Origin of the sequence: Pararhizobium sp. (assembly GCF_965279435.1) — a bacterium.
GTDB lineage: Bacteria > Pseudomonadota > Alphaproteobacteria > Rhizobiales > Rhizobiaceae > Pararhizobium.
The window spans coordinates 718,764-742,031 of the sequence record NZ_CBDIHY010000003.1 but is presented as its reverse complement, the minus strand read 5'-3'; the positions used below and the strand labels follow the sequence as shown (position 1 = coordinate 742,031).

The 23,268-nt window shown below is 59.6% G+C and carries 19 protein-coding genes; 6 read left to right on the top strand and 13 right to left on the bottom strand.

Annotated features, from left to right (window positions below; all coding sequences use genetic code 11):
* Together ACQY8Q_RS09255 and ACQY8Q_RS09250 are read right to left on the bottom strand one after the other, a co-directional pair.
* Nucleotides 1–336, bottom strand: a complete 336-nt coding sequence (locus ACQY8Q_RS09255) for a Na+/H+ antiporter subunit C (RefSeq protein WP_113247198.1) — start codon at nucleotides 334–336, stop codon at nucleotides 1–3.
* A complete protein-coding gene (locus ACQY8Q_RS09250) occupies nucleotides 336–3,248 on the bottom strand; it encodes a monovalent cation/H+ antiporter subunit A (RefSeq protein WP_428426320.1) in 2,913 nt (970 codons plus the stop codon). Before ACQY8Q_RS09250 ends, ACQY8Q_RS09255 begins: the two co-directional genes overlap by 1 nt.
* A gap of 406 nt (nucleotides 3,249–3,654) precedes the next feature.
* Between ACQY8Q_RS09250 and ACQY8Q_RS09245 the strand changes: the two genes are divergently transcribed.
* Together ACQY8Q_RS09245 and ACQY8Q_RS09240 are read left to right on the top strand one after the other, a co-directional pair.
* Nucleotides 3,655–4,368 (top strand): response regulator, encoded by a 714-nt coding sequence (locus ACQY8Q_RS09245; RefSeq protein ID WP_428426319.1) that lies wholly within the window; start codon nucleotides 3,655–3,657, stop codon nucleotides 4,366–4,368.
* The gene (locus ACQY8Q_RS09240; RefSeq protein WP_428426318.1) at nucleotides 4,369–5,628 is read left to right on the top strand and encodes an ATP-binding protein; all 1,260 of its coding nucleotides are present in this window, start codon (nucleotides 4,369–4,371) and stop codon (nucleotides 5,626–5,628) included.
* Nucleotides 5,629–5,924: 296 nt separating this feature from the next.
* On the opposite strand, the gene ACQY8Q_RS09235 is transcribed toward ACQY8Q_RS09240, so the two are convergent.
* From ACQY8Q_RS09235 to ACQY8Q_RS09205, 7 genes are all read right to left on the bottom strand, one after another.
* Nucleotides 5,925–7,337 (bottom strand): efflux transporter outer membrane subunit, encoded by a 1,413-nt coding sequence (locus ACQY8Q_RS09235; RefSeq protein ID WP_428426317.1) that lies wholly within the window; start codon nucleotides 7,335–7,337, stop codon nucleotides 5,925–5,927.
* Nucleotides 7,338–7,733: 396 nt separating this feature from the next.
* Complete coding sequence (locus ACQY8Q_RS09230; protein ID WP_428429724.1) at nucleotides 7,734–10,319, bottom strand: bifunctional diguanylate cyclase/phosphodiesterase; 2,586 nt, start codon at nucleotides 10,317–10,319, stop codon at nucleotides 7,734–7,736.
* A 187-nt stretch (nucleotides 10,320–10,506) separates the two neighbouring features.
* Entirely contained in the window at nucleotides 10,507–10,695 is a 189-nt protein-coding gene (locus ACQY8Q_RS09225) for a DUF3008 family protein (protein WP_428426316.1), read from the bottom strand.
* Between the two features lie 42 nt (nucleotides 10,696–10,737).
* On the bottom strand, nucleotides 10,738–12,387 hold the full coding sequence (locus ACQY8Q_RS09220) for a cisplatin damage response ATP-dependent DNA ligase (protein ID WP_428426315.1): 1,650 nt from the start codon (nucleotides 12,385–12,387) through the stop codon (nucleotides 10,738–10,740).
* A gap of 3 nt (nucleotides 12,388–12,390) precedes the next feature.
* Nucleotides 12,391–13,401: a ligase-associated DNA damage response exonuclease gene (locus tag ACQY8Q_RS09215; RefSeq protein WP_428429723.1), complete on the bottom strand. Its 1,011-nt coding sequence runs from the start codon at nucleotides 13,399–13,401 to the stop codon at nucleotides 12,391–12,393.
* 60 nt (nucleotides 13,402–13,461) lie between these two features.
* Complete coding sequence (locus tag ACQY8Q_RS09210) at nucleotides 13,462–14,421, bottom strand: nucleoside hydrolase (RefSeq protein ID WP_428426314.1); 960 nt, start codon at nucleotides 14,419–14,421, stop codon at nucleotides 13,462–13,464.
* Between the two features lie 94 nt (nucleotides 14,422–14,515).
* Complete coding sequence (locus ACQY8Q_RS09205) at nucleotides 14,516–15,751, bottom strand: NAD(P)/FAD-dependent oxidoreductase (protein ID WP_428426313.1); 1,236 nt, start codon at nucleotides 15,749–15,751, stop codon at nucleotides 14,516–14,518.
* 273 nt (nucleotides 15,752–16,024) lie between these two features.
* Here ACQY8Q_RS09205 and ACQY8Q_RS09200 point away from each other — a divergent pair, with 273 nt between their 5' ends.
* Nucleotides 16,025–16,918 (top strand): hypothetical protein, encoded by an 894-nt coding sequence (locus ACQY8Q_RS09200; protein WP_428426312.1) that lies wholly within the window; start codon nucleotides 16,025–16,027, stop codon nucleotides 16,916–16,918.
* A gap of 30 nt (nucleotides 16,919–16,948) precedes the next feature.
* Here the strand turns inward: ACQY8Q_RS09200 and ACQY8Q_RS09195 are convergent, their stop codons facing one another.
* From ACQY8Q_RS09195 to gltX, 3 genes are all read right to left on the bottom strand, one after another.
* On the bottom strand, nucleotides 16,949–17,122 hold the full coding sequence (locus ACQY8Q_RS09195) for a DUF1328 domain-containing protein (protein WP_428426311.1): 174 nt from the start codon (nucleotides 17,120–17,122) through the stop codon (nucleotides 16,949–16,951).
* Nucleotides 17,123–17,239: 117 nt separating this feature from the next.
* Nucleotides 17,240–18,733: a lysine--tRNA ligase gene (gene lysS, locus ACQY8Q_RS09190; protein ID WP_428426310.1), complete on the bottom strand. Its 1,494-nt coding sequence runs from the start codon at nucleotides 18,731–18,733 to the stop codon at nucleotides 17,240–17,242.
* 190 nt (nucleotides 18,734–18,923) lie between these two features.
* The gene (gltX, locus tag ACQY8Q_RS09185; RefSeq protein ID WP_428426309.1) at nucleotides 18,924–20,381 is read right to left on the bottom strand and encodes a glutamate--tRNA ligase; all 1,458 of its coding nucleotides are present in this window, start codon (nucleotides 20,379–20,381) and stop codon (nucleotides 18,924–18,926) included.
* Between the two features lie 280 nt (nucleotides 20,382–20,661).
* Here gltX and ACQY8Q_RS09180 point away from each other — a divergent pair, with 280 nt between their 5' ends.
* The 3 genes from ACQY8Q_RS09180 (at nucleotide 20,662) to ACQY8Q_RS09170 (ending at nucleotide 22,099) form a co-directional block, all read left to right on the top strand.
* Nucleotides 20,662–21,009: an ArsR/SmtB family transcription factor gene (locus ACQY8Q_RS09180; protein WP_428426308.1), complete on the top strand. Its 348-nt coding sequence runs from the start codon at nucleotides 20,662–20,664 to the stop codon at nucleotides 21,007–21,009.
* Nucleotides 20,993–21,481, top strand: coding sequence for an SRPBCC family protein (locus tag ACQY8Q_RS09175; RefSeq protein WP_428426307.1), 489 nt, complete (start codon nucleotides 20,993–20,995; stop codon nucleotides 21,479–21,481). Before ACQY8Q_RS09180 ends, ACQY8Q_RS09175 begins: the two co-directional genes overlap by 17 nt.
* Before the next feature lie 81 nt (nucleotides 21,482–21,562).
* The gene (locus tag ACQY8Q_RS09170; protein ID WP_428426306.1) at nucleotides 21,563–22,099 is read left to right on the top strand and encodes an SRPBCC family protein; all 537 of its coding nucleotides are present in this window, start codon (nucleotides 21,563–21,565) and stop codon (nucleotides 22,097–22,099) included.
* Nucleotides 22,100–22,404: 305 nt separating this feature from the next.
* Here the strand turns inward: ACQY8Q_RS09170 and ACQY8Q_RS09165 are convergent, their stop codons facing one another.
* Nucleotides 22,405–23,154: a TerC family protein gene (locus ACQY8Q_RS09165; protein WP_428426305.1), complete on the bottom strand. Its 750-nt coding sequence runs from the start codon at nucleotides 23,152–23,154 to the stop codon at nucleotides 22,405–22,407.
* Nucleotides 23,155–23,268: the final 114 nt, after the last annotated feature.

Below are 23,268 nucleotides of genomic sequence, written 5' to 3'. Positions count from 1 at the left end.
CTACTCCCTGCCGTCGACATGGTCGGTGCCGGTAAAGCCGCGAGAGGCGAGAAGAACGACGAGAAACAGCGCCGTCATAGCAAAGCCGATGACGATGGCTGTCAGCACCAATGCCTGGGGAATGGGGTCCGTATGGGTCAAAAGTCCGCCGGCGCCGCCGGGTTCAAGCACCGGTGGTGCGTTGACCCTCAAGCGGCCCATGCCGAAGATGAAGAGATTGACGGCATAGGACAGAAGCGACAGGCCGATGATGACCTGATAGGTGCGCGGCCGGAACAGAAGCCAGACGCCGGAAGCGGTCAGGACGCCAATGCCTGCGGAGAGAACCAGTTCCATTATGTGTTCTCCTTCGCAGCCAGCTTCGCGGCAGCCCTGATCTGGGCGCGGGGCGCACGCACCGACTGGTGGGCGAGTGCGATCAGGATCAGCACGGTAGCGCCGAGAACCAGCGAGAACACGCCAAGGTCAAACAGGATCGCGCTTGCCAGCGGAATCTTGCCGAGTATCGGCAGGCTTGCGTATTGCGCATGCGAGGTCAGGAACGGATAGCCGAACACCCAGGACCCAAGACCGGTTGCGGTGGCGACCAGCAGGCCGATCGCCATCCAGCGCAGCGGATGGATACGCAGCCGCTCCTCGACCCAGCGCGTGCCGCCGGCCATATACTGCAAGATAAACGCGATCGACATGGCGATACCGGCCGCAAAGCCACCGCCCGGCAAATCATGGCCACGGAAGAACAGGAAGGCTGCCAGCATGCCGATGACTGGGAACATCCAGCGCATGATCACCGAGGGAACCAGCAGGTACTCGGCGATGCTGTCGCCCTTCTTGCGATCCGGATGATCGTCGTCGAATGCGTTCTGGACGCGCTGCTGCTCCGGTGCTTCAAGGCTTTCGGTGGCAGGACGGAAACGCAAGAGCAGGGCGAAGACCGTCAGGGCGACAATGCAGAGTACTGCGATTTCGCCCAGCGTATCGAAGCCGCGGAAATCGACCAGAATGACGTTGACGACATTGGTGCCGCCGCCTTCGGTATAGGCTCGCTCGAGGAAATAGCTCGAAATCGTTTCCGGCATTTCCCGGCTCATCACCGTGTAGGAGATGAGCATCATGCCAAGGCCGGCGAAGACGGCGGTCGCGAGATCGCGCAGGCGGCGCAGGCGCGTCGAGATGGTCATCATTTCCGGATCGTCCGGGTCCTCGATCCGCTTCGGTAGCCAGCGCAGGCCAAGCAGGATCAGAACCGTCGTGACAATTTCGACAAGCAACTGTGTCGCGGCAAGATCAGGGGCCGAGAGCCAGACAAAGGTGACACAGGTGACAAGGCCGGCGCCGCCAAGCAAAACGAGCGCTGCGAGTCTGTGGAATTTCGCCTGATAGGCGGCGCCGATGGCACAGACCATGCCTACCAGCCAGAGCAGCGCGAAGGCTGGATCGATATTGCGCAGGACGATATTTGCCGGTTTGAAACCCTGCGAAAGTAGTGTGACGGCACCTGCAATAATCGCGACCGCAACGAGGACCCGCATCTGCGGCTGCAGGCGCCGGGTGCCGGCGCGCATCTCGATCGATCGTGCCCATTTCCACGACAGGGTCACCAGCACGCGCTCGAAGATGCGTTGGCCCTCCAGGCGGCGGAAGAACGGTGGTCCCTCGATGCTGGCGGCAAGATAGGGGCGCATGATGAAAAACAGCCCGACGCCACCGACCAGCGCGATCAGGCTCATGAACAGCGGCAGGTTCCAGCCGTGCCAGACGGCAAGGCTATAGACCGGCGTCGCGTCACCGAGCACCGATTTGACGGCGGTGTGGAGGAAAGGGCCGATGGTCAGGGTCGGGATGACACCGACGACGAGGCAGGAGAAGACCAGGAAATAGATCGGCACCAGCATCCAGTGCGGCGGCTCATGGGGTGTCTTGGGTAGGTCTTGCGGCGGCGGGCCGAAGAAGACGCTGTAGATGAAACGCAGCGAATAGGTGACGGCGAACATGCCGGCGAGCGTCGCGACATAGGGTGTGATTGTGTCGAGCAGATTGTATTTGTGGGTTTCGATCGCCTCGGCAAAGAACATTTCCTTTGACAGGAAGCCGTTCAGCAGCGGCACGCCGGCCATCGAGGCGCTGGCGACCATCGCCAGCGTCGCGGTGATCGGCATGTATTTGAACAGCCCGCTCAGCTTGCGCATATCGCGCGTGCCGGTCTCGTGATCGATGATCCCCGCCGCCATGAACAGCGAAGCCTTGAAGGTGGCGTGATTCATGGTGTGGAAGATCGCAGCGACCGCAGCCAGCGGGCTTCCGAGGCTCAAGAGAACGGTGATGAGGCCGAGATGGCTGATTGTCGAATAGGCCAGCAGCCCCTTCAGGTCCTGCTGGAAGATGGCGAAATAGGCGCCGAGCAAAAGCGTACTCAGGCCGGCAAGTCCGACGATCCAGAACCACTGGTCCGTGCCCGCCATGACGGGCCAGAGCCGGATCAGCAGAAACACACCGGCTTTGACGAGAGTGGCGGAGTGCAGGTAGGCCGAAACGGGTGTTGGCGCTGCCATGGCGTGCGGCAGCCAGAAATGGAACGGGAACTGCGCGCTCTTGGTAAGGGCTCCAAGCAAGATGAGGATGAGCACTGTGGTATAGAGCGGATCGTTGCGGATCATGTCACCGGAGGACAGCACGACATCGAGGTCGTAACTGCCGACGATATGGCCGATCAGCATCAGTCCGACGAACATGCACAAGCCGCCGGTGCCGGTGACTGTCAGGGCCATGCGGGCGCCGTCGCGGGCATTGGCATTGTGATGCCAGTAGCCGATCAAAAGGAAGGAAATGATGCTGGTGAGTTCCCAGAAGATCGCCAGCAGAATCAGATTGCCGGAAAGCACCACGCCGAGCATGGCGCCCATGAAGGCGAGGAACAGCGCGAAGAAGCGCGGCACGGGATCGTTGGTCGACATGTAGTAACGCGCGTAGATGACGACGAGCAGGCCGATCGCGGTGACGAGGCTTGCAAACATCCAGGCAAAGCCATCCATGCGCAGCGAGAAGTTCAAGCCCAGTTCGGGAAGCCAGTTGATATCGTAGCGAACGACTTTTTCAGCGGCGACGATCGGGTAGAGGCCGGCCGATGTGGCGAGGCAAAACAGCGCGATGCAACCTGAAAGCCAGGCGCTGGCCGTTCCCTTGTGCGCCGGAATGCAGATTGCAACAAGGCTCCCCGCGAAAGGCGCAAGAACCAGAATCAGAAGCAATGTCGCTGCGATCTCTATGTGCCCGTTTCCCTAAATCTTTCCGAAATGACAGGACCGCGAGGGGTCCGTGAATGCTGCAGCATTTGCGCGCCACGGCGGTGCCCGAAGCGCACCGCGAAACGGTGCAAGAGCACATTGTTTTTATGGCTGCTTTCGGCTGTCATGCCAACCCGCAACGGCGATTAAATTGACCGCCTGCGGCAATTCGTTGCCGGGCGTGTCGCGAAACCACAGTGCGATGGCCGATCGTCGCGCGCACCGGTTCATTTGTGCCTGGAAACATCAAGCGGTGATTTTTGTAACGAAATGTAGGATCGATGTGACGGGAAATATTTCGACACTGAAAACGGCTGATGGCAGCAGCCGTGGCGCGTGCGTTTTGCCCTGCTGCTGATATAAACACCGCATGGATACAATACCGCACATTCTTGTCGTCGATGATGATCCCGAGATTCGCCGGCTGCTTGGAAAATATCTCGACGGCCAGGGCTTCCGCATCAGCCTGGCCGGCAGCAAGGGCGAGTGCGAGGCCAAACTGGCCGAGCTGAAGATCGATCTTCTCGTTCTCGACGTCATGCTGCCGGATGGCTCCGGGCTCGATCTCTGCCGTTCGCTGCGGGGCAGGATGCCGCAGCTGTCGATCATCCTTCTGACTGCACTCAAGGAAGATGTCGACCGGATCATCGGGCTTGAGTTCGGTGCCGACGATTATCTCGGAAAGCCGTTCAACCCGCGCGAACTGTCAGCCCGTATCCGCGCCGTGTTGCGGCGTGGCCGCACTGAGCCGCCACCGGCCGGCAGCCGGCAATATGTGTTTGCCAACTATATCGCCGATATCGAAAGCCGCACGCTGCTGGCGCCGGACGGCAGCGCCGTTGATCTGACGGGCGGCGAGTTCGAGTTGCTGGTGGTGTTTCTCCAGCGTCCGGGCCGTGTTCTGTCGCGTGATTCACTGCTTGACCTGACACAGGGGCGGACGGCCGATCCCTTCGACCGGTCGATCGATATCCTGGTCAGCCGCCTGCGCCGCAAACTCGGCGATGCCAGCGTATTTGCGATGTTGAAGACCGTACGCAACAAGGGTTATCAACTCGCGGTTCCCGTCGAGCGGAGCAACTAGATGCTGTCGCTTCGTACGCGGTTTACGGCGCTGCTGATCATCTCGGTCGTTCTGGTGCTGGTGATCGCTGCCGTTATCACGGCTTGGCTTCTACGAAAGCCTCCGGAGGTCATGTACGACCGTGTTCTGGCTGAAAAAGCCGAATTCGCGCTGCTTCTGCTTCGCGCCGATCCCCTGGCGGCGCAGACACTGCATATTACGATTCAAGAAAAGCCGGCGAAGGATCGTATCGATCAGGATCGGACGGACAATATCCTCGCGGAGGGCCGCCGCCAGGGTTACACGGCCGATGTCGTCGTCTTGAAGAGCTTCAATCCGCATCGCTGGGATATCGCCATTCGGCTGGATGATGGCCGCTGGGCGTATCTGGATTTTCCGGATCCCGCGCCTTTTCCGTATCTGCCGCTGGCGGCCTATCTGGCATTGGTGGCGATCGGCATGACCGGTATTGCGACGTATGTCAGCAACGTGATGATGCGGCCGTTGCGGATCCTGGATGAAACGATCGCCAAGATCCGTCCTGATGGCATTATTCCCGAACTGCCGGAGACCGGACCGATGGAGGTCCGTACCACCGCCAAGACCATCAACCGGCTGGCGACACGCCTCAATGCAGCAGTTTCCAGCCGCATGCGGATGATTGCGGCGGCAGGTCACGATATGCGCACGCCGATGACCCGCATGCGCCTCCGCGCCGAATTTGTCACCGATGGCGATGACCGGGGGGCGTGGTTGAAAGATCTCGACGAACTCGACCATATTGCCGATAGCGCGATCCGGCTGGTGCGTGAGGAAATCAGTCCGGCTGCGCGGGAACGCGTATCGCTGGATGTCATTCTGCGGTCCGTTGCCGAAGAAATTCGCGAAACGGATCTGCCCGTTGGTGAGGGGGCGATCAAGCCGGTACTGGTCCAGGGCGCACCGTTTGCACTCAAGCGGGCGTTGCGCAATCTGGTGGTGAATGCCGCGACCCACGGTCTCGGTGCTCGCGTTTCGCTCTCCAGCTATGGCGAGGAGGCCGTCCTGACGGTTATGGACAGCGGCCCCGGTATTCCGCAAGAGTTGCTCGGTCGCGTGTTCGAGCCGTTCTTCCGCGTCGATCAGGCCCGGCGGCAGATTGTGCCCGGCGCCGGCCTCGGCCTCGCCATTTCGCAGGAAATCATCGAAAACCTTGGCGGCACGATCACCATCGTCAACCGCCGGGAGGGCGGCCTGCTGCAGACCGTGCGTCTGCCGCTGTGCAAGGCGGAGCAGGATTGATCCCGCCGGGTGCTTCCCCGGTCGATGCGGAAAGCTAATCGAGTCTGATGGACTGCTGGCATCTCGGGTTTCGGCATTGAGGCAGCCGACATAGCAATCGATCAATGGGTGCAAGGTATGTGCGCTTTTACCCGTTGGCCGCCTCAGCGAGTTCCGCGACTATGCTGACCACCAGCTGACATCTTCACCGCGCACGACCCGTCGCGGAAATGAAAAAGCGCGACCGATGGAACCGGCCGCGCTTGATTGGTCTCGACGTCTTGCCCGCCTGGTAGCGGCGGGCTGATCGCTTTGTCTTATTGTCCGATAGCCTGGATGCCTGCACCGCCGCCGATGGCGATGTTGAGAGAAACGTAGTTGTTGGCCAGGTTGCGGATGCCGGAGGCAAGCGCGATGCGCGATGTTGCCAGCGAGCGTTCAGCGTCCAGCACGTCGAGCAGCGATGTTGCGCCGCCCTTATAGCTTTCGCGTGCCAAGCCCAAGGCCTGCTCGTAGGAATTCACGACCTTACGAAGGGCAGCCACGGTCTGGTAGTTGTTGCGCAATGCAACGAGCGCGTTTTCAACTTCCTCGATGCCGTTCAGGACAGTCTGCTTCCAGGCAAGATACTGCTGCTGCGCACCAGACTTGGCGATATCAACATTTGCCTTCAAACGCCCGCCATTGAAGATCGGGATATTCAGGCTTGGGCCGAAGGACCACGTGCTAAGGCCACCGGCGACCGAAGAGACGATCCGCGAGCCGTCGATCGAACCACTCAGGCTGAGGCTCGGATAAAGCTGGGCTTCGGCAACGCCGATCTGGGCGGTGGCCGCAGCCAGCAGACGCTCCGCCTTGCGGATGTCTGGACGATTGCGCACGAGGTCAGCCGGGATGCCGATCTTGGTGTTGTAGCGCGGCGAGGGCTGTGACGCGCCGTTTCTCAGGCCAGCTGTGACAGTGGTTGCGGGCAACCCAAGCAGCGTGGCGATGTGGTTTGCCGACTGGTTGAAGCCAGTCTGATAACCGGGTAATTCGGCAAGCGTGCTGTTGACCAGGCCTTCGGCCTGAACGACGTCGAGACTGGAGGCTGCGCCCGCTGCCTTGATGTCATTGGTCAGCTTCAGCGTTTCGCGCCGCGAAGCCAGGCTCTTCTGCTGCAGAGCATAGGCTTCCTGATTGTAACGCGCTTCGATGTAGGACGTGGTCAGGTCGGACAGGTAGGCAAGGCGGGCAACGTTGACGTCGGCATAGGCGGCATCAAGCGAAGCGTTGGCCGATTCCTTGGCGCGGGCATACTGGCCGAACAGATCGATCAGCCAGGAAGCATCGCCACCGCCGCCGATTGTCTTGGTTTGGCTATGGTCGCTTTGACCACTCTTGACCCGGGAGGAGCCATCCTGGCCAGCGGCACTTGCGGAGCCGCTTGCATTTATCTGCGGCAAGCCGCCGGATGCGGCAACGATGACATTGGCGCGCGCTTCGATAATACGTTCGATCGATTGCTGGACGTCAAGGTTTTCGCCGAGGCCCTGGGCAACGAGGCCATTCAGCTTCTTGTCGCGGAAAGCTTCCCACCATGGCTTCAGCGTTACATCCGCTGCTTCTGCCTGGCCCCCTTCCGAGAATTTCGCCGGCACTGCCGCACTCGGAGATTGATAGTTAGGACCGACAACGCAGCCCGAAAGAAGAACGAGGCTCAAGGGAAAGAGCACTTTAGCAATTTTCATCTGGGTCCCCATCCGGCCCGCATGGGTCGGTAACAAACGATTCACTTTTTTCGTCTTTAACATTTTCCGCGCCGCTTGCGAGGGAACAATCGCAAAGTTGTGTCCGAAATGGACTATCCCCAGCTTTGGTGTTTCCCAAGTGCCACGGCTTGGATGTTTTTAGGCCGATTTCAAGGGTGAGTTGGAAAATATCTGCACAGCGTTCTTTTCGTTCACCCGCTGCGCTAGCCCGAGATTAGCAGCCATCTCAATCCATTAACGACTGCACATGTCCGGCGTTTGTCGGCGAGATGTCGAATTGTTTCCGGAGTGCCGAAAAATCGCAGCGCCGAGGCAACGATTGCGCTTGAGGCGTTGATGCGGAGTAGCCCGCACTAAAAACCCCCGAATCAGGGGTCAGGCAGCGAGCCACCGGCGTTCGCGGGCGAAGTTTGCCAGGTCGTTGGCGCTCATTGGTCTGGCGAGAGCATAGCCCTGCAGCCCGTGACACCCCAGATCCTTCAGAATTCGGGCATGCTCCATGGTTTCGACGCCCTCGGCAATGACTTCGATGCCGAGTGATATGCCGATGTCGATGATCGAGGCGACCAATTGGCGCTGTTTGCTGGAGGTCAGGATCGGGATCACCAGCTGCCTGTCGATCTTGAGGCGGCGCGGGGTGAGCTTCAGCAGGCTGGTAATGGAGGCATAACCGGTGCCGAAGTCGTCGATTTCGATGTCGATGCCGAGGCTTTTGATCTGCTCGATATTGGAAAGCACGGTCATGTCGCTTTCGTCGAACGAGATCGACTCCAAGAGCTCGAACGAGATTTTGCCGCGCGGAATGGCCATCTGGTTGAGACGATCGATCAGTTTTTCATCGTGCAGGCGGTGATAGGAGAGATTAACCGATACTTTCGGAATATCGATGCCGCTTGCTTCCCATCGCATCGACTGGAACAGCGCCTGTTCCAGAATCCGCTGGTCGATTTCCGAAAGCACGTTGATGTCTTCGGCCGTCTTCAGAAATGCGTAGGGCGCCAACAGCCCCTTGGTCGGGTGGTCCCAGCGTGCCAAAGCTTCGACGCCGATGATATCGAGGGTGTTGGGACAGAACTGCGGCTGGAAATGGGCGATGAACTCGTTCTGCTCGAGCCCGCGCAGGATTTCGTCTGCAGTCTGTTTCGTCTTGAAAACAGCAGTTTTCAGGGAGTGCGTGAAGAATTCGTAGCGGTTGCGGCCGCGGCGCTTGGCCTCATAAAGCGCAATATCGGAATTAACCAGAACCTGGCTGAGCTCTTCCTCGTGCCGTAACTGATGGGCAATGCCGATGCTGACACCGATACGGCATTCCTGCTCCTTGTAGCGGACCGGTATGCTCATGGCGTCGATGATACGCTGAGCGAGTTCCGTTTCTTGGTCCTCGCCCTCACCCTTGCGCGAAATGATGACGAACTCATCGCCGCCAATGCGGCCAACGAAATCGTCGTCGCTGGTATTGGCGCGCAGAATCTGGGCGGCATGCTTGAGGATTTCGTCGCCTGCTGCATGGCCGAGCGTATCGTTGATTTCCTTGAACCGGTCGAGATCGATGTGGAAAATGCTGGCAAGGCCCGGTTTAGTGCCGGCCGGGTGTTTTTTCGCAAGAATTTCGTCGAGGTACCGGCGGTTCGGCAGCGCGGTTAGGGGATCATGCAGGGCATTGAATTCCATCCGGTGCCGGGCCGCTTCCAGTTCGGCACTGTGGGCTTCTGCCTGCCCTTTGGCGGCTTCAAGCCGCTCGTTCTTTTCAACGTCGGTGGTCACATCCCAGTTGACGCCGACGATCTTCTCAGTGCCGCCCGCACCGGTATAGGTCGAGCCGACCGTGCGAATGTGCCGGATGCGGCTGCCCGGAAGGCGGATGCGAAACTGCGAGACGTAGCTCGCGCCGTGCCGCAGCGCATTGCTGAATTCCAGTTCGGCTTGCTGCAGGTCGTCCGGGTGCAGTGCGTCGCGCCAATCCTCGTAGACTTCGCGGGCGTCCCGCCGCAAGCCGTACAATTCCTTCATGCGCTCGTCCCACAGGAGTTTGCCGGAGGCGATGTCGAGCTCCCAGATGCCGATCTGTGAAGCATCGAGCGCGATCTTCAGCCGGTGGGACAGCTCCTGAAGCTGGTCCTTGTTGCTTTCGAGGACCTGGATATTGCGTTTGCGTTCCCCGATCAGGCGCCCGCTGATGAACATCGGCACGACGATGAAAAGACCGCCGATGAGGATGAGGGTGCGGATCAGGCCGGCGTTTGGCGGGGTGGCGACCCAGCCACCCTTCGGCACCGCGCTGATCACCCAGGACCCACCCGGCAGAAACAAGCTCACCGCGACAGGATCGGCTGCCTTGACGCCACTATCCCCATAAAACAAAGCGCCCTCTTCGCCCAAACCGTCGCGGCCGGAAATCGCCACGTCGATAGCAAGCGCGGGCGAGAGAAGTCCGCTATCCTGATACAGCCGGTCGACATCAATGACTGCGGAGACGAGACCCCAGTACCGGTTTGATTCACCGCCGTCGGGAAGCGATACGGGAAAGCGGCCGACAAGGCCCTGACCACCCTGAATAAGGTCCAGGGGGCCTGCGAGGACCATCTTGCCGAGTTCGCGCACCTTGAGTGCTGCGGCGCGCTGGTTGCTGTTCTTGCGGTAGTCGAGGCCAAGAACCTTCTCGTTGCCTTCCAGGGGGTAGACGAGGGAGACGATGAGGTTGGGGGCTGCAGCGATATTGCGCAGCCTTGAGCGCTCATTGAAAATGTTGCGCGCGAGATCGGAAAACCGTTTCTGGTTCATGCCCGGTTCCGTGGAGATTGTGGCGATCAATCCGCGTACAAGTTGGATGTCGCCATTGATGTTGGCCTCAAGTTTCGAGCGGATTGGATTAAGTTCGGCGATAACCGCCGCGCGCATCCTTGCCGCATGAACCGCGCGGTTCTGCTGCTCGGCAAATAAGCCGGCGGCGATCACCACCATCAATGCAACATAGGTCGGCAGGTAGTTCGGCTTGAGAAACCGAACTATTGTTGATTTTCTGAGCGCATTCGACAGTCCGGAAAACACGTGATCTCCAAAGCTGTTCCCTATTCGACAGCTATTGGACCGGATTGTCGCAAGGGCGTCTTAACAAGATGTGCCTGAGAGCCCCGTCAATTCTAGCGCTTTATTCGGCTTTCTTCTTTTCCGGCAGCGTCTTGCGGTCTGTTTCAGCAAGCTCCTTCAGCTCTTTCTCCGTCATGGATTTTTCCATGCTCTTCGAGGCGCCCTTGAGTTCGGACTTTTTCGTCTCGCCGCGTTTGGCAGATAGTGCCGCACCGGCGGCTTTTTGCTGGGCTTGGGATTTTGCAGGCATCGACGTTCTCCTTCGGTCGGATGCCTCTTTAACAACCGTTTCCTAGATTGGTTCCGCAGGCTCCGGTAAATTGCTTTCGGGCGTACCGATCATCGCCAGCAACGTCTCCAGCCGGTCGGCATCGCGCGGCAGTTTGTCGGTTCGCAGCCGTGATATCCGCGGAAAGCGCATGGCAACGCCGGATTTATGCCGGCTGGAAAAGTTGATACCCTCAAACGCGACCTCGACGACGAAGCCGTGATCGGCTTCCGCCCGGATCGAGCGCACCGGCCCGAAACGCTCGACGGTGTTGTTGCGCACGTAGCGATCCAGAACCTCAAGCTCCGCGTCGGTAAAGCCGAAATAGGCCTTGCCGACAGGCACGAGAACATCCTTGCCATCGCTCTGCGTCCAGACACCGAACGTGAAGTCGGAATAGTAGCTTGATCGTTTGCCGTGGCCGCGCTGGGCATACATCAGCACTGCATCGACATTATAGGGCTCGCGCTTCCACTTGAACCACGGTCCCTTCGAGCGGCCGGATGTATAAGCCGAATCCAGGCGTTTCAGCATGATCCCTTCGATCACCGAATCCGGTGGGTCTTTGCGCAGGCGGTCGAGTTCTTCCCAAGTTGAAAAGGGGACGAGCGGCGAGAGATCGAAATGCGAGGGGGCGGCCTGTTCGATCAGGGCGGACAGTGCAGCGCGCCGGGTGAGGAAGTTTTCCGGGCGCATATCGCGGTCACCGGAAAACAACAGGTCGTAGCCGCGGATGAAGGCTGGATAGTCGTCCAGCATCTTTCGCGTCACCGTCTTGCGGTTCAGCCGCTGCTGCAGATCGGAAAATGTCCGTGTCGCGCGATTGGTGCGCATGGTGCCGCCGACGAGAAGCTCGCCGTCGATGATGCCTTCGAAATCCGCCGCTTCGAGGACGTCCGGAAAGGCACCGGAAATATCGTCGCCGCTGCGTGAATAAAGCCGCCGCGTGCCGGCCAGATTGGCCAGCTGGACGCGAATGCCGTCCCATTTCCATTCGGCGGCAAAGTCTTTTGGGTCAAGCGAGGTAAGATCATTGTCGCCCACCGGCGTTGCCAGCATCACCGCATGAAAAACCGCCGGCATGTCCAGTTCCGGCTTGGGGGACTTTCCATCGAGCCACTCGAACAGAGACAAGTAAGGGGGTGTCAGGCCATGCCAGAGCGTTTCGATCTCGGTGACGTCGACAGTGCCCATATCGGCAAGGGCCTGTTTTACCAGCCGGGCCGAGACGCCGATACGCAGGCCGCCGGTAATGAGCTTCAGGAATGCAAACCGGCTTGATCCTTCCAGCTGATCGAGCAGATCACGCACCAGGCCATGGACATTGGCCCGCCCCGCCGTTTCCAGCTGGTGCATGACGGCACCGATCGACAGGTCTCTAGCTATTGTCTCGCTGTCTGCCGGTGGTTCCCAGACAAGCGAGATGGTTTCGGCGAGATCGCCGACATAGTCGTAGGAATAGCGGAACAGCACCTCATCCATGCGCTCCAGCACCAGTTGCCGCAGCACATTCGGCTTCACGGTCTTGAGCGTCAGCGTGCCGGCGATGGCGGCCAGCGCATAGCCACGGTCCGGATCGGGCGCGCCGCGAAAATAATCCGCCATCAGCTTGATCTTGGCGTTGCGCTGCGGCGTGAGGACCAGACGGTCGAGGAGTTCGGCGAAGGCGCGCATTTGCTATTCTCCCTCGTCGTCGTAGCCGACCAGATGCAACGGCCGGGCAGCGATCCCCTGCAGCTCGCACCAGCGCACCAAAGCTTCTTCACGACCGTGCGTAACCCAGACCTCGCCCGGCTTGATCTCGTTGATCGTGGCGATCAGTTCCGGCCAGTCGCAGTGATCCGAAATGATGATCGGCAATTCGACGCCGCGTTGCTTGGCGCGTTGGCGCACCATCATCCAGCCGGAGGCGAAGATCGGAATGGGATCGGGAAAACGTCTCGCCCATTTGTCGGCAAAGGCTGAAGGTGGACCGACGACCACGGCACCGGCGAAGGACTGTTTGTCTTTGGTATCAACCGTGGCGGGCCGGAGATCGCCCAGCGCGATACCTTCGCTTTCATAATAGTCGCAGAGCCTTGCGAGAGCTCCGTGGATGAAAATCGGCGCGTCGTAACCCGCTTCCCGCATCAGCGCGATGATGCGCTGGGCTTTGCCAAGTGCGTAGGCGCCGACCAGATGCGCGCGCTCGGGAAACTGGTTGAGCGATGTTAACAGCTTGGCAATCTCACCCCGGTCGTCCGGATGGTGAAACACCGGCAAGCCGAAGGTTGCCTCGGTGATGAAGACATCGCAGGGCACAGGCTCGAAGGCGAGGCAGGTTGGATCGCGGCGGCGTTTGTAGTCGCCAGAGACGACGATGCGGATGCTACCCGCTTCAACGGCGATCTGCGCGGAGCCGAGCACATGGCCGGCGGGATGAAAGCTGACGGTGACGTCGCCGATCGTTGTACGGGTGCCGAGTACGGCCTCCTGCGTGCTGACGCAAAAGGCGTCGCCATAGCGGATACGCATGATGTCGAGCGTCTCCCGCGTCGCCATCACATAGTGATGGCCCGAGCGTGCATGATCGGCATGACCATGGGTGATCAAGGCGCGTTCGACGGGCTGGACGGGATCGATATAGAAGCCGCCCTTCTCGCAAAAGAGACCCTTGGGCGTCGGGTAAAGCAGCGTTTCCGGTTTCATGGAAACAAAGATAGCTGGCAATCGCATAACTGCCAGCTATCACGGTGAATTTTTAACGGCTCAGGCTGCCGGGCTCTGTCCCAGTGTCTTCGAGATCAGCTCAAGCACACCCTTAGCATCGACGTCGATGCAGATGTTCTGGCTCGGCAGGTTGTCCCAGTCGCTCGGCGGGAAGATGTGATCGTCGGCCTTCTGGATGGTCTGGCCATCGGCAATGCCGCCGCAGACAACGCGGATCGCACCGCTGCGCAACGTGAAGAGTTCGGGAGCTACGACATAGACGCAGGCGCAGCTGTCATGCACGACCATGCCGTCATCGACATGCTGCTCGTAAAAGTCGATATAGAACTGCGAAATGTCCGACAAAAGCTTTGCCGGCTTGCCGCCGGTGGCGACGATCGCTTCCAGCCTGCTGCGTGTCATAACTGTCTTCTCGGTGACGTCGAGACCGACGACGACGACGGGCCAAGGGGCCGTCATCACAGCATCGGCAGCTTCCGGATCGCCATGGATATTGGCTTCGGCTGCCGGTGTAATGTTGCCGCGCATATCGAACGCGCCGCCCATGATGACGACGTCCTTGACCAGCACCGCGATGTCCGGATCGTCCCGAAGCGCAAGCGCTAAATTGGTCATGCGGCCAACGGCGACAATGGTCACTTCGCCGGGATTTTCTCGGACAGTGTCGATGATGAAACGATGGGCCGGACGCGGATCGCAGGCGAGATCGACCGTTTCGGGAACGCCGATATTGCCGAGACCATCATCGCCATGGATGAAGGTCGGCCAGCCGACATGGGCGCGCGACGGGTCGAGCGTCTCGCCAAGTCCCTTGGCAACCGGGGCCGCGATATCCCATTGCTGCTTCAAATAGAGCGCGTTGCGTGTCGTCGTCTCGATCGAGGCATTGCCGAAAACGGAGGTGATGCCGATCAGGTCGATATCGGGGTGATTGTGCAGAAACAACAGGGCCATTGCGTCATCGACGCCGGGGTCCGTATCGAAAATTACCTTATGCATGATGTGTTCTTTTCGTTGATTGGAAGGCTGTCGCGGTTTCCCGAGTTGACATCGGCCCGGTTGTGAAAGTCAACCGCGCCGATGTCGCTTGCGCTTATTGAAACCGCTGAATGCTGAAGGGTTGGAGATCCGGCTGGCCGCCATTCTCCAGAAGTGCTGCGATCTTTTTGCCGGTGATTGCCGACAGCGTCAGGCCGAGATGGCCGTGGCCAAAGGCGAGCGCAATGCGCGGATCGTGCGGGCAGAGGCCGATGACCGGTACGGAATCCGGCGTGGACGGCCGCCGCCCCATCCATTCGCTGCCGCCGGTCTCCGGCAAGCTGGGTACATACCGGCGCATCTTCTGGCGCATTGCGGCGGACCGGGCGAAGTTCGCCGGTGCGTCCGGCTTGGCAAGCTCCACCGCGCCGCCGACCCGAAGGGCGTTTTTCAGCGGGGTGGCAACAAAGCCGTGTTCGGCGAAGAAGACCGGCAGTTCCAGCGTTACCTGCGGGTCGGTAAAAGTGGTGTTGTAGCCGCGTTCGTTTTCCAGAAGGACCTTGAGGCCGAGGCCACGCACCAGCGTCCGTGACCAGACGCCAGCCGATATCACCGCCTTGTCGAAGGTCTGGGGGGGGTGCCCACGGCTGAGGAGCGTGATGCCGTTGGTCTCCTGGCGAATGCTCTCTACCTGTGCATCGACCACCGTGCCACGTTCGCGAATATAGGCCTGCAGATGCCGCAGCAGGGCGAGTGGATCGAGAAAGGTCTGGTAACCGGCGGAAAAGACCCCACCGGCAAAATTTCCCTCAAGAGCCGGTACTCGCGACCGTGCTTGCGCAGCATCGAGCTTCTCGACCGCATAGCCAAGCAGAGCTGCATTGCCGCTGTCATGACGGAACGCGGCGTCGACCGCCTTTTCGGTATCGAAGATGGTCAGCGCGCCGCTGGGTTTCATGTGTCCGGATAGTCCGGCCATGCGGGCAAGGTCTTCGTGGGCGCCAAGAGCCTGGCGCATGAGACCGAGCAGGGCTGTCCGCGAACGCTCCACCCGCGCCGGCGTGGCGGCCATCAGCAGGTTGATGAGCCAAGGTGTGAGAGCCGGTAGGTCCTGCCATCGCAGGGTCAAGGGTCCAAGTGGATCGAGCAGCCATTTCGGCGCGGACAGAAGCATGTCGGGCCGTGCCAGCGGATCGATCTCGGGGACGGCGAGGATGCCGGCATTGCCGACGGATGCGGGCAGTCCGCCGATGTCCTTTTCGAATATCGTGACGTCATGCCCCCGTTCGATCAGGTGAACGGCGGTGGCGCATCCGATGATGCCTGCCCCTGCGATACCAATGCGCGCCATGATGTCGGATATGTCCCTGTTTCGAACCGGAAGATGTGAGCACCGGTTTTAGCGGTGCGCGAGCCAAGAGCAACTGATTTGCGGGCTGAAATCGAGCAAAGTTTCAAATCGGGGCAAATCGGCCGTTTGGCGGCAACAAACCGCCCGGACGCTTAAACTTTCCGAAACGTCGCCGCGATAGGATGAAGGCTCAATCAAAAGGCGGGGCCATTCCTGCATCCGTGCATGGCGCGGCGGGGGCCAGGAGTTGAAGTTGATGACGGAACAGCGCACGTGAAGTCGATCTTTAAAAAGATACGTCTCCCCCGCAAGGTGATGTTCCTCATTACCGGCATTCTTGTGCTGTCCGGCGCGTCCGGCGCCTTTGCCGTCTATTCCGGCAAGGAAACCTTTCTGGGCATGGCCGGGCCGCAAAAACCATCGCTCTCCGGTCTTGCCTGCACCACGCTCGAGACGCTGAAGATGCGCCGTAACGGCCAGCGCTGGATCCGCAAATATGTGAGCACGGAAGCTGCTAGTGGCGTCGACCGTGTTCGCACTGCTTTGCGCATTACCGGCCTGCTTGCCAAGCAAGAACAAGCCGATCTCTATCAGGTCGTCGTGCTCGATGCCGCCGGACCGTCGGATCGTGCCGATCGTCGCGGCGCTGCCATCGGTGCCCAGGTCCTGTTTGCGCCCGATCCGTCCAAGCTGCCGGGAATGAGTACGCCCTTCGTCGCCCGCTACACGGACGCCAAGGCAAATACCGTCGGTCTCTTCTATGGCTCCGAAGTGGCTCTCTCGACCGATGACGTCAAGACCACGCTGACGGCGATGGACGACAAATCGGATTGTTTCGATCCGGTTGCCGCCGCTGCAGCGGCAGAACCAGGCGCTGCCGGATCAAAGAGCAGCGCGCATGGCGAAGCAGCAACTGCGCCCGCGCATGGAGAAGAAGCGGAAAGTGGCGAGGCGCCTGCCGAACACGCCGACGACGCTGCAGCGCCGGATCATGGTACTGAGGCTGCGGCAGAGCAGAGCGCGCCAAGAGCGGAAGAAAAGGGTTTCTTCGGCTCCATGCTGGCCATGGTTATGGGCGGTGGTAGCGAAAAGCCGTCAAGCCCATCTAGTGAGCCAGCAACGGAAAATGCCGCCGAGAGCCCGCTGGAAAAACCAGCGGGACACTGACGGGACTGGGATACTATCGTTCGTCCCCGATCAGACGATGGCGTTGCCGGCGATGACGGCGAGAACCACGAAAATCAGGAAAATAACAACAGCGATAGCGAACAGCACGCGCGCAATCGTCGCGGATGCGGCTGAAACGCCGGAAAAACCGAGAAAACCGGTAATCAGCGAGATAACCAGGAAAATAAGCGCCCATTTCAGCATGGAGGGGGTCCTTTCAAATTCTGCTCACATAGACGCGCAGAATAGGGAAAAGTTCCACAGGCTGATGGGAACGCGCTCTCCGTTGGCCGGAGTAGCGCGTTCGTCGTGGGATGCCCCTTAGTCGGCCTTGTTGCGTCGGGCCGGGAAGAGAATGATGTCGCGGATCGACGGCGCGTTGGTGAGCAGCATGATCAGGCGGTCGACGCCGATGCCGAGACCACCGGCGGGCGGCATGCCCTGGTCGATCGCATCGAGGAATTCGTCGTCCAGCTGCTTGTCCTTTTCGCCGCGGGCGTGGGCCTGTTCCAGCTGCTCGACCATGCGCCTGCGCTGCTCTTCCGGATCGTTGAGCTCCGAAAACGCGTTACCCAGTTCCCAGGCGTTGCAATAGGTCTCGAAACGCTCGACCAGGCGCGGTTCGCCCGGCACTTCCTTGGCAAACGGCGAGATGTCCTTCGGGAAATGCGTGACGTGCGAAGGCTGGATCAGCGTGCCCTCGACCTTTTCTTCAAAGATGAAAGCCAGGCATTCGCCCCAGGTCCAGTCTTTTTCGATTGCAAAGCCGGCAGCCTTGGCTGCGGTGCGGGCTTCTTCGTCGGTCTTCATGGCGATGAAGTCGAGGCCGGTCGCCTCCTTGACGGCGTCCGGCATCGGCACGCGCTTGAACGGGCCCTTGAAGGAGATTTCCTTGTCGCCGAAGATGAATTCGGTGGTGCCGTGGATCGACAGCGCAAGCTTCTCGAAAAGCCGCTCGACGAGGTCCATGATGTCCTCGTAGTCGGCATAGGCCCAGTAGCACTCCATCATAGTGAATTCAGGATTGTGCCGGGTGGAGACGCCTTCATTGCGGAAGTTGCGGTTGATCTCGAACACCTTGTCGGTGAGGCCCGAAACCAGCGTGCGCTTCAAGAACAGTTCCGGCGCAATACGCAGGTACATGTCGAGCTTCAGCGTGTTGTGATGCGTCTTGAACGGCTCGGCTGTTGCGCCGCCATAGACCGAGTGCAGCATCGGCGTTTCGACTTCCATGAAGCCGTCGTCTTCCATGAAGCGGCGGATGCCGGAAACGATCTTCGAGCGCTGCTGGAAGCGCAGTTTGGATTCCTCGTTGGTCATGATGTCGAGATGGCGCTTGCGGTAGCGCTGCTCGATGTCGGACAGCCCGTGCCACTTCTCCGGCATCGGCAGCAGCGACTTGGTCAGCATGATGATCTCTTGCGCGTTGATCGACAGCTCGCCGCGCTTGGTGCGGCGGACAACACCGGTGACGCCAATGATGTCGCCGATATCGATCAGCGGCAGCAGCGCGCGGGCGTCTTCCGGCGTCGTATCCTTGTGGGAAAAGATCTGGATCTTGCCGCCGGCATCGTGGATGTCCATGAACATGCCGGAATTGCGCGAGGAGTAGACCCGGCCCGCCACCGTGACGACATCGTCCGTCACCACATCCGCTTCCAGGTTTTCGTATTTGCTGGCCAGTTCGGCATTGGTGATGGTGCGGTGGAAATGCGCCGGATAGACGTCGCCGATCTTTTCGCGCAGCAACGCCAGCTTCTGGGCGCGCACTTCGGTGACGTCGGAGGAGAGGGCGGTTTCGGTCTTTTCGGTCATGGGGCTCGCCTTATCAATGCGGCATATCTTGAAATTGTGTCATTCGCAGCCGGTGCGGCTTGCTGGGTCTAACCCTCCCCCTTGTGGGGAGGGGCGGAGCGTAGCGGAGGGGAGGGGTTCTTTCTTTTTTGAAAGGAAAATCCTCTCCCCAACCCTCCCCACAAGCGGGAGGGAGTTTACCGCGCAAGCGTTACTTCCCGCTGCCAGCCATCGACGCAGCGACCTGGCCGGCAACCTTCAGGCGCTGGCGTACGACCGAGCGGCCGAGGATGGCCATCGAGTCAAACAGCGGCAGCGAGCGGGTCGAGCCGGAAACGGCCACGAACAGCGGTGCGACGATGACCTTCAGCTTCTTGCCCATGCGGTCGGCAATGGCACGCAGTTCGGCTTCGATCGATTCAACGTTCCATTCGAGGATCTTTTCCAGGTCCGGCTGGACCGTGTTGAAGATTTCGACCAGTTCTTCCGGTGTCGATTTGACCTTGGCGAAGGATGCAGCGTCGAGGGCAAGATCGGACTTGAACAGGAAGCCTGCCAGATCCGGCAGTTCGCCGAGCTTGGAAATGCGCGACTGCGAGAGCTTGAGACCCTGCTTGATACGGTCGTTTTCCATTGCCCAGGACAGAACGCGGGCGGCGAATTCGTCTTCGCTCAAGCCTTCGCGCAGCCAGCGGCCATTCAGCCAGTCAAGCTTCTGCACATCGAAGATCGCACCGGCCTTGGACAGATTGCCCGGATCGAACTTTTCGGCCAGTTGCTCCATGGTCAGCAATTCCTCGCCTTCGGCAATCTGCACGAAGAATAGGCCGAGGAAGTTCATCAGCGCTTCCGGCAGATAGCCGAGGGCCGAGTAATAGGAGATCGAGGTCGGGTTTTTGCGCTTTGACAGCTTCGACTTGTCGTGATTGCGCATCAGCGACAGGTGCATGAATACCGGCGGCTCGAGGCCGAGATATTGGTAGATCAGGATATGCTTCGGTACCGAGGACAGCCATTCTTCGCCACGGGCCACATGGGTGATCTTCATCAAATGGTCGTCGACGACATTGGCCATATGATAGGTCGGCATGCCGTCAGCCTTGAGCAGGACCTGCATATCGACCGCATCCCACGGGATATCGACTTCGCCATAGACGCCATCGACGAACTTGCAGGAGCCTTCGGTCGGGATCTTCATGCGCACGACGGTTGGTTCGCCGGCGGCCACGCGTGTCGTGACTTCCTCTGCCGACAGCGTCAGGCAGCGGCCGTCATATTTCGGCGGCTTGCCGGCGGCACGCTGCGCTTCGCGCATTTCGGCCAGCCGTTCTGGCGTACAGAAGCAGCGGAAGCCGTGACCGTTGGAAACGATCTTTTCGACGAAGGGGAGGTAGGTGTCCTTGCGGTCGCTCTGGCGGTAAGGGCCGTAGGGGCCGCCGATATCCGGGCCTTCCGACCATTTCAACCCGCACCATTTCAGCGCGTCCAGAACCTTGGTCTCGAACTCGGGGGTCGAACGGGTCGCGTCGGTGTCTTCTATACGCAGGATGAACTCGCCACCCATCTTCTGCGCGAAGAGATAGTTGAACAACGCGATATAGGCGGTGCCGACATGGGGTTCGCCGGTAGGGGAAGGTGCAATGCGCACCCGGACTGGTCTGTCTGTCATGATCCTGGCCCGTGCTTTACGTGCTTTCGGCCTTCCGCCGGAAAGGAGACGTCCGGATGTGAAGGCGCATGCTTTTAAGGGAAGGAAATGCCCGATCGATGCCTGAAACGGCGGAAAATATCGGAAATTCCGTATGGCTGGCGTGAGACCATATTCAAAAGGGCGCGTCAAGGAAAACTGCGTTTGCGGCGGCAGCGATGGTCTTCAAAAGGGCCGTTGACAAATGATCCGGTTCGATTTATTTAACCTTAAAGTTAATTAACTTTATGGTTTAATACGAATGACCCAGGATCAACTCAGCACAACTCTTTCGGCGCTCGCCGATCCGACACGGCGGGCGATCCTGGCGCGGCTGGCCTTGGGGGAGGCATCGGTCAATGAACTGGCAGAACCTTTCGACATGAGCCTGCCTGCCGTTTCCAAGCATCTGAAAGTTCTGGAAAAGGCTGGCCTGATCAGCCGCGGGCGGGAGGCGCAGTGGCGTCCCTGCAAACTGGAAGCGGGGCCGTTGAAGGATCTTAACGCCTGGCTCGATAACTACCGGCAATTTTGGGAGGAGAGTTTCGACAAGCTCGATCTCTACCTGCAAAGACTTCAAGAGGGAGATGGAAATGAACGCAAGAGCTGACGTTGTCCCGGCCGACAAGGCCAATCTTGTCCTGACCCGGACATTCAATGCGCCGGCAGCACTGGTCTACAAGGTCTGGACCGACCCGTATCATCTGGCTCAATGGTGGGGGCCGCATCATTTTACCAATCCGGTCTGCGAGGTAGATCTCAGGCCCGGCGGCGTTATCCGCATCCATATGAAGGGGCCGGATGGCCAGATGTACCCGTCGAACGGTACCTTCAAGGAAATCGTCGAGAACGAGCGTCTGGTCTTCACCAGCACCTATGACAGCGAAGACGGCGTCACGATGCTCGAAGCGTTGAACACCGTGACCTTCACCGAGACGGACGGCAAGACCGTTCTGACCCTCCATGCACAGGTGTTGAGAGCAACCGAAGCCGTACTGCCCGCGCTCGATGGCATGGAAGAAGGCTGGAGCCAGAGCCTCGAAAAGCTTGCAGACCTCATCGCCAGCGCCTCGGCCGACTGAACCTTATCAATCCGGCATTCCCCTGAAGTGCGCATCAGCCTCTTCAGGGGCCTTATTCCCATACTCAATAGGAACCCGACTATGCTGAAAATACTGCTGATTATCCTTGCCGTCATCGTCGTGCTTTTGCTCGGCGCCGTCGTGTTTGCGTCAACCAAGCCCGATACGTTCCACGTCGAGCGCAGTGCGATCATCAATGCACCGCCGGAAAAAATCTTCCCGCTGATCAACGATTTCAACCAGTGGCAGGCCTGGTCGCCCTACGAAAAGAAGGACCCGGCGATGAAGCGCACGTTCGATGGTGCGACCAGCGGCCAGGGCGCCGTCTACAATTGGAACGGCAACAAGGATGTCGGCGCTGGCCGGATGGAAATCACTGAAGCGACGCCATCCTCCAAGGTTGAGATCAAGCTCGATTTCGTCCGTCCGTTCGAGGGACACAACGTCGCCACGTTCACGCTCTCGCCTGCGGCACAAGGCACGACGGTGACCTGGGCGATGGATGGGCCGAGTCCGCTGATCGCCAAGGTGATGGGTCTGTTCTTCAACATGGACACGATGATCGGCGGCGATTTTGCCCAAGGGCTCGAAAACCTGAAGGTTCTTGCGGAAAAGTAGGGGCGGGAAAAACTGGAACCAAACTTGGCTTGATCTGTTTTCCTCATGAGGAGTGCGGGGCTGTGTCAACCGGACCCGAGGGAGATGGAGAACGCAGAGATTTTTCTGGTTTCTCTTTGCGGCCAACGAAGCGGCAGTCGAGCTTCTTACCCCTTCGGCCTCGTATCCTCATTATTATATGTGCTTTAGATTGCCCCGGGACATCAGTTCCGGGGTCTTTTTTGTGTTGTTCAGCCCCAAACAAGAAGGGAGCGCATCCGGCTGGATGCGCTCCCTTTTCAATCCATGACAGGTCGAGAGCCCGACTAGAGCTTCGCGGCCTTGTCTTTCTGCCGCTTGCGGCGCGACAGCATGTTGAGTACCTCGACCAGCGCCGAGAAGGCCATTGCCGCGTAGACGTAGCCCTTTGGAACATGGAAGCCCATGCCTTCGGCGATCAGCGTCGTGCCGATCATCAAAAGGAAGCCAAGCGCCAGCATGACGATGGTCGGGTTCTTTTCGATGAAGCGGGCAAGCGGCCCGGCTGCCACCAGCATGACGGTCACTGCGAAGACGACCGAAATGATCATGATCGGAAGGTGCGGGGTCATGCCGACGGCCGTGATGATGCTGTCGATTGAGAAGACGAGGTCGAGGACCAGGATCTGGCCGATCGCAGCAGCAAAGGTGGTCGTGCCGGCCTTGGCAAGCGCATCCTCTTCGTGGTCGATGGGATCGACGGTGTGATGGATTTCCTTGGTTGCCTTCCAGACGAGGAACAGGCCGCCGGCGATCAGGATCATGTCCTTCCAGGAATAGCCGTGTCCAAAGAGGTCAAATACCGGTTCGGTCAGCTGGACAATCCAGGCGACGGTGCCGAGCAGCGCAAGACGCATGACCAATGCCAGGCCGATACCGATGCGGCGCGCCCTTTCGCGGTGTTCCGGCGGCAATTTGTTGGTCAGGATCGAAATGAAGATGAGGTTGTCGATGCCGAGCACGACTTCCATCACGATCAGGGTAATCAGGGCAATCCAGGCAGTCGGATCTTGCATCAGGAGCAAAATATCCTGCATCGGCGGTGGTTCCTTCCTCGATGGGTCAAGGTACATATACGGGAACCCGCGCAGCCGGTCGGCAGCGCGGGTGTAATTGATAATCCTTATGTATGTGGAAAACGCGACAAGGCA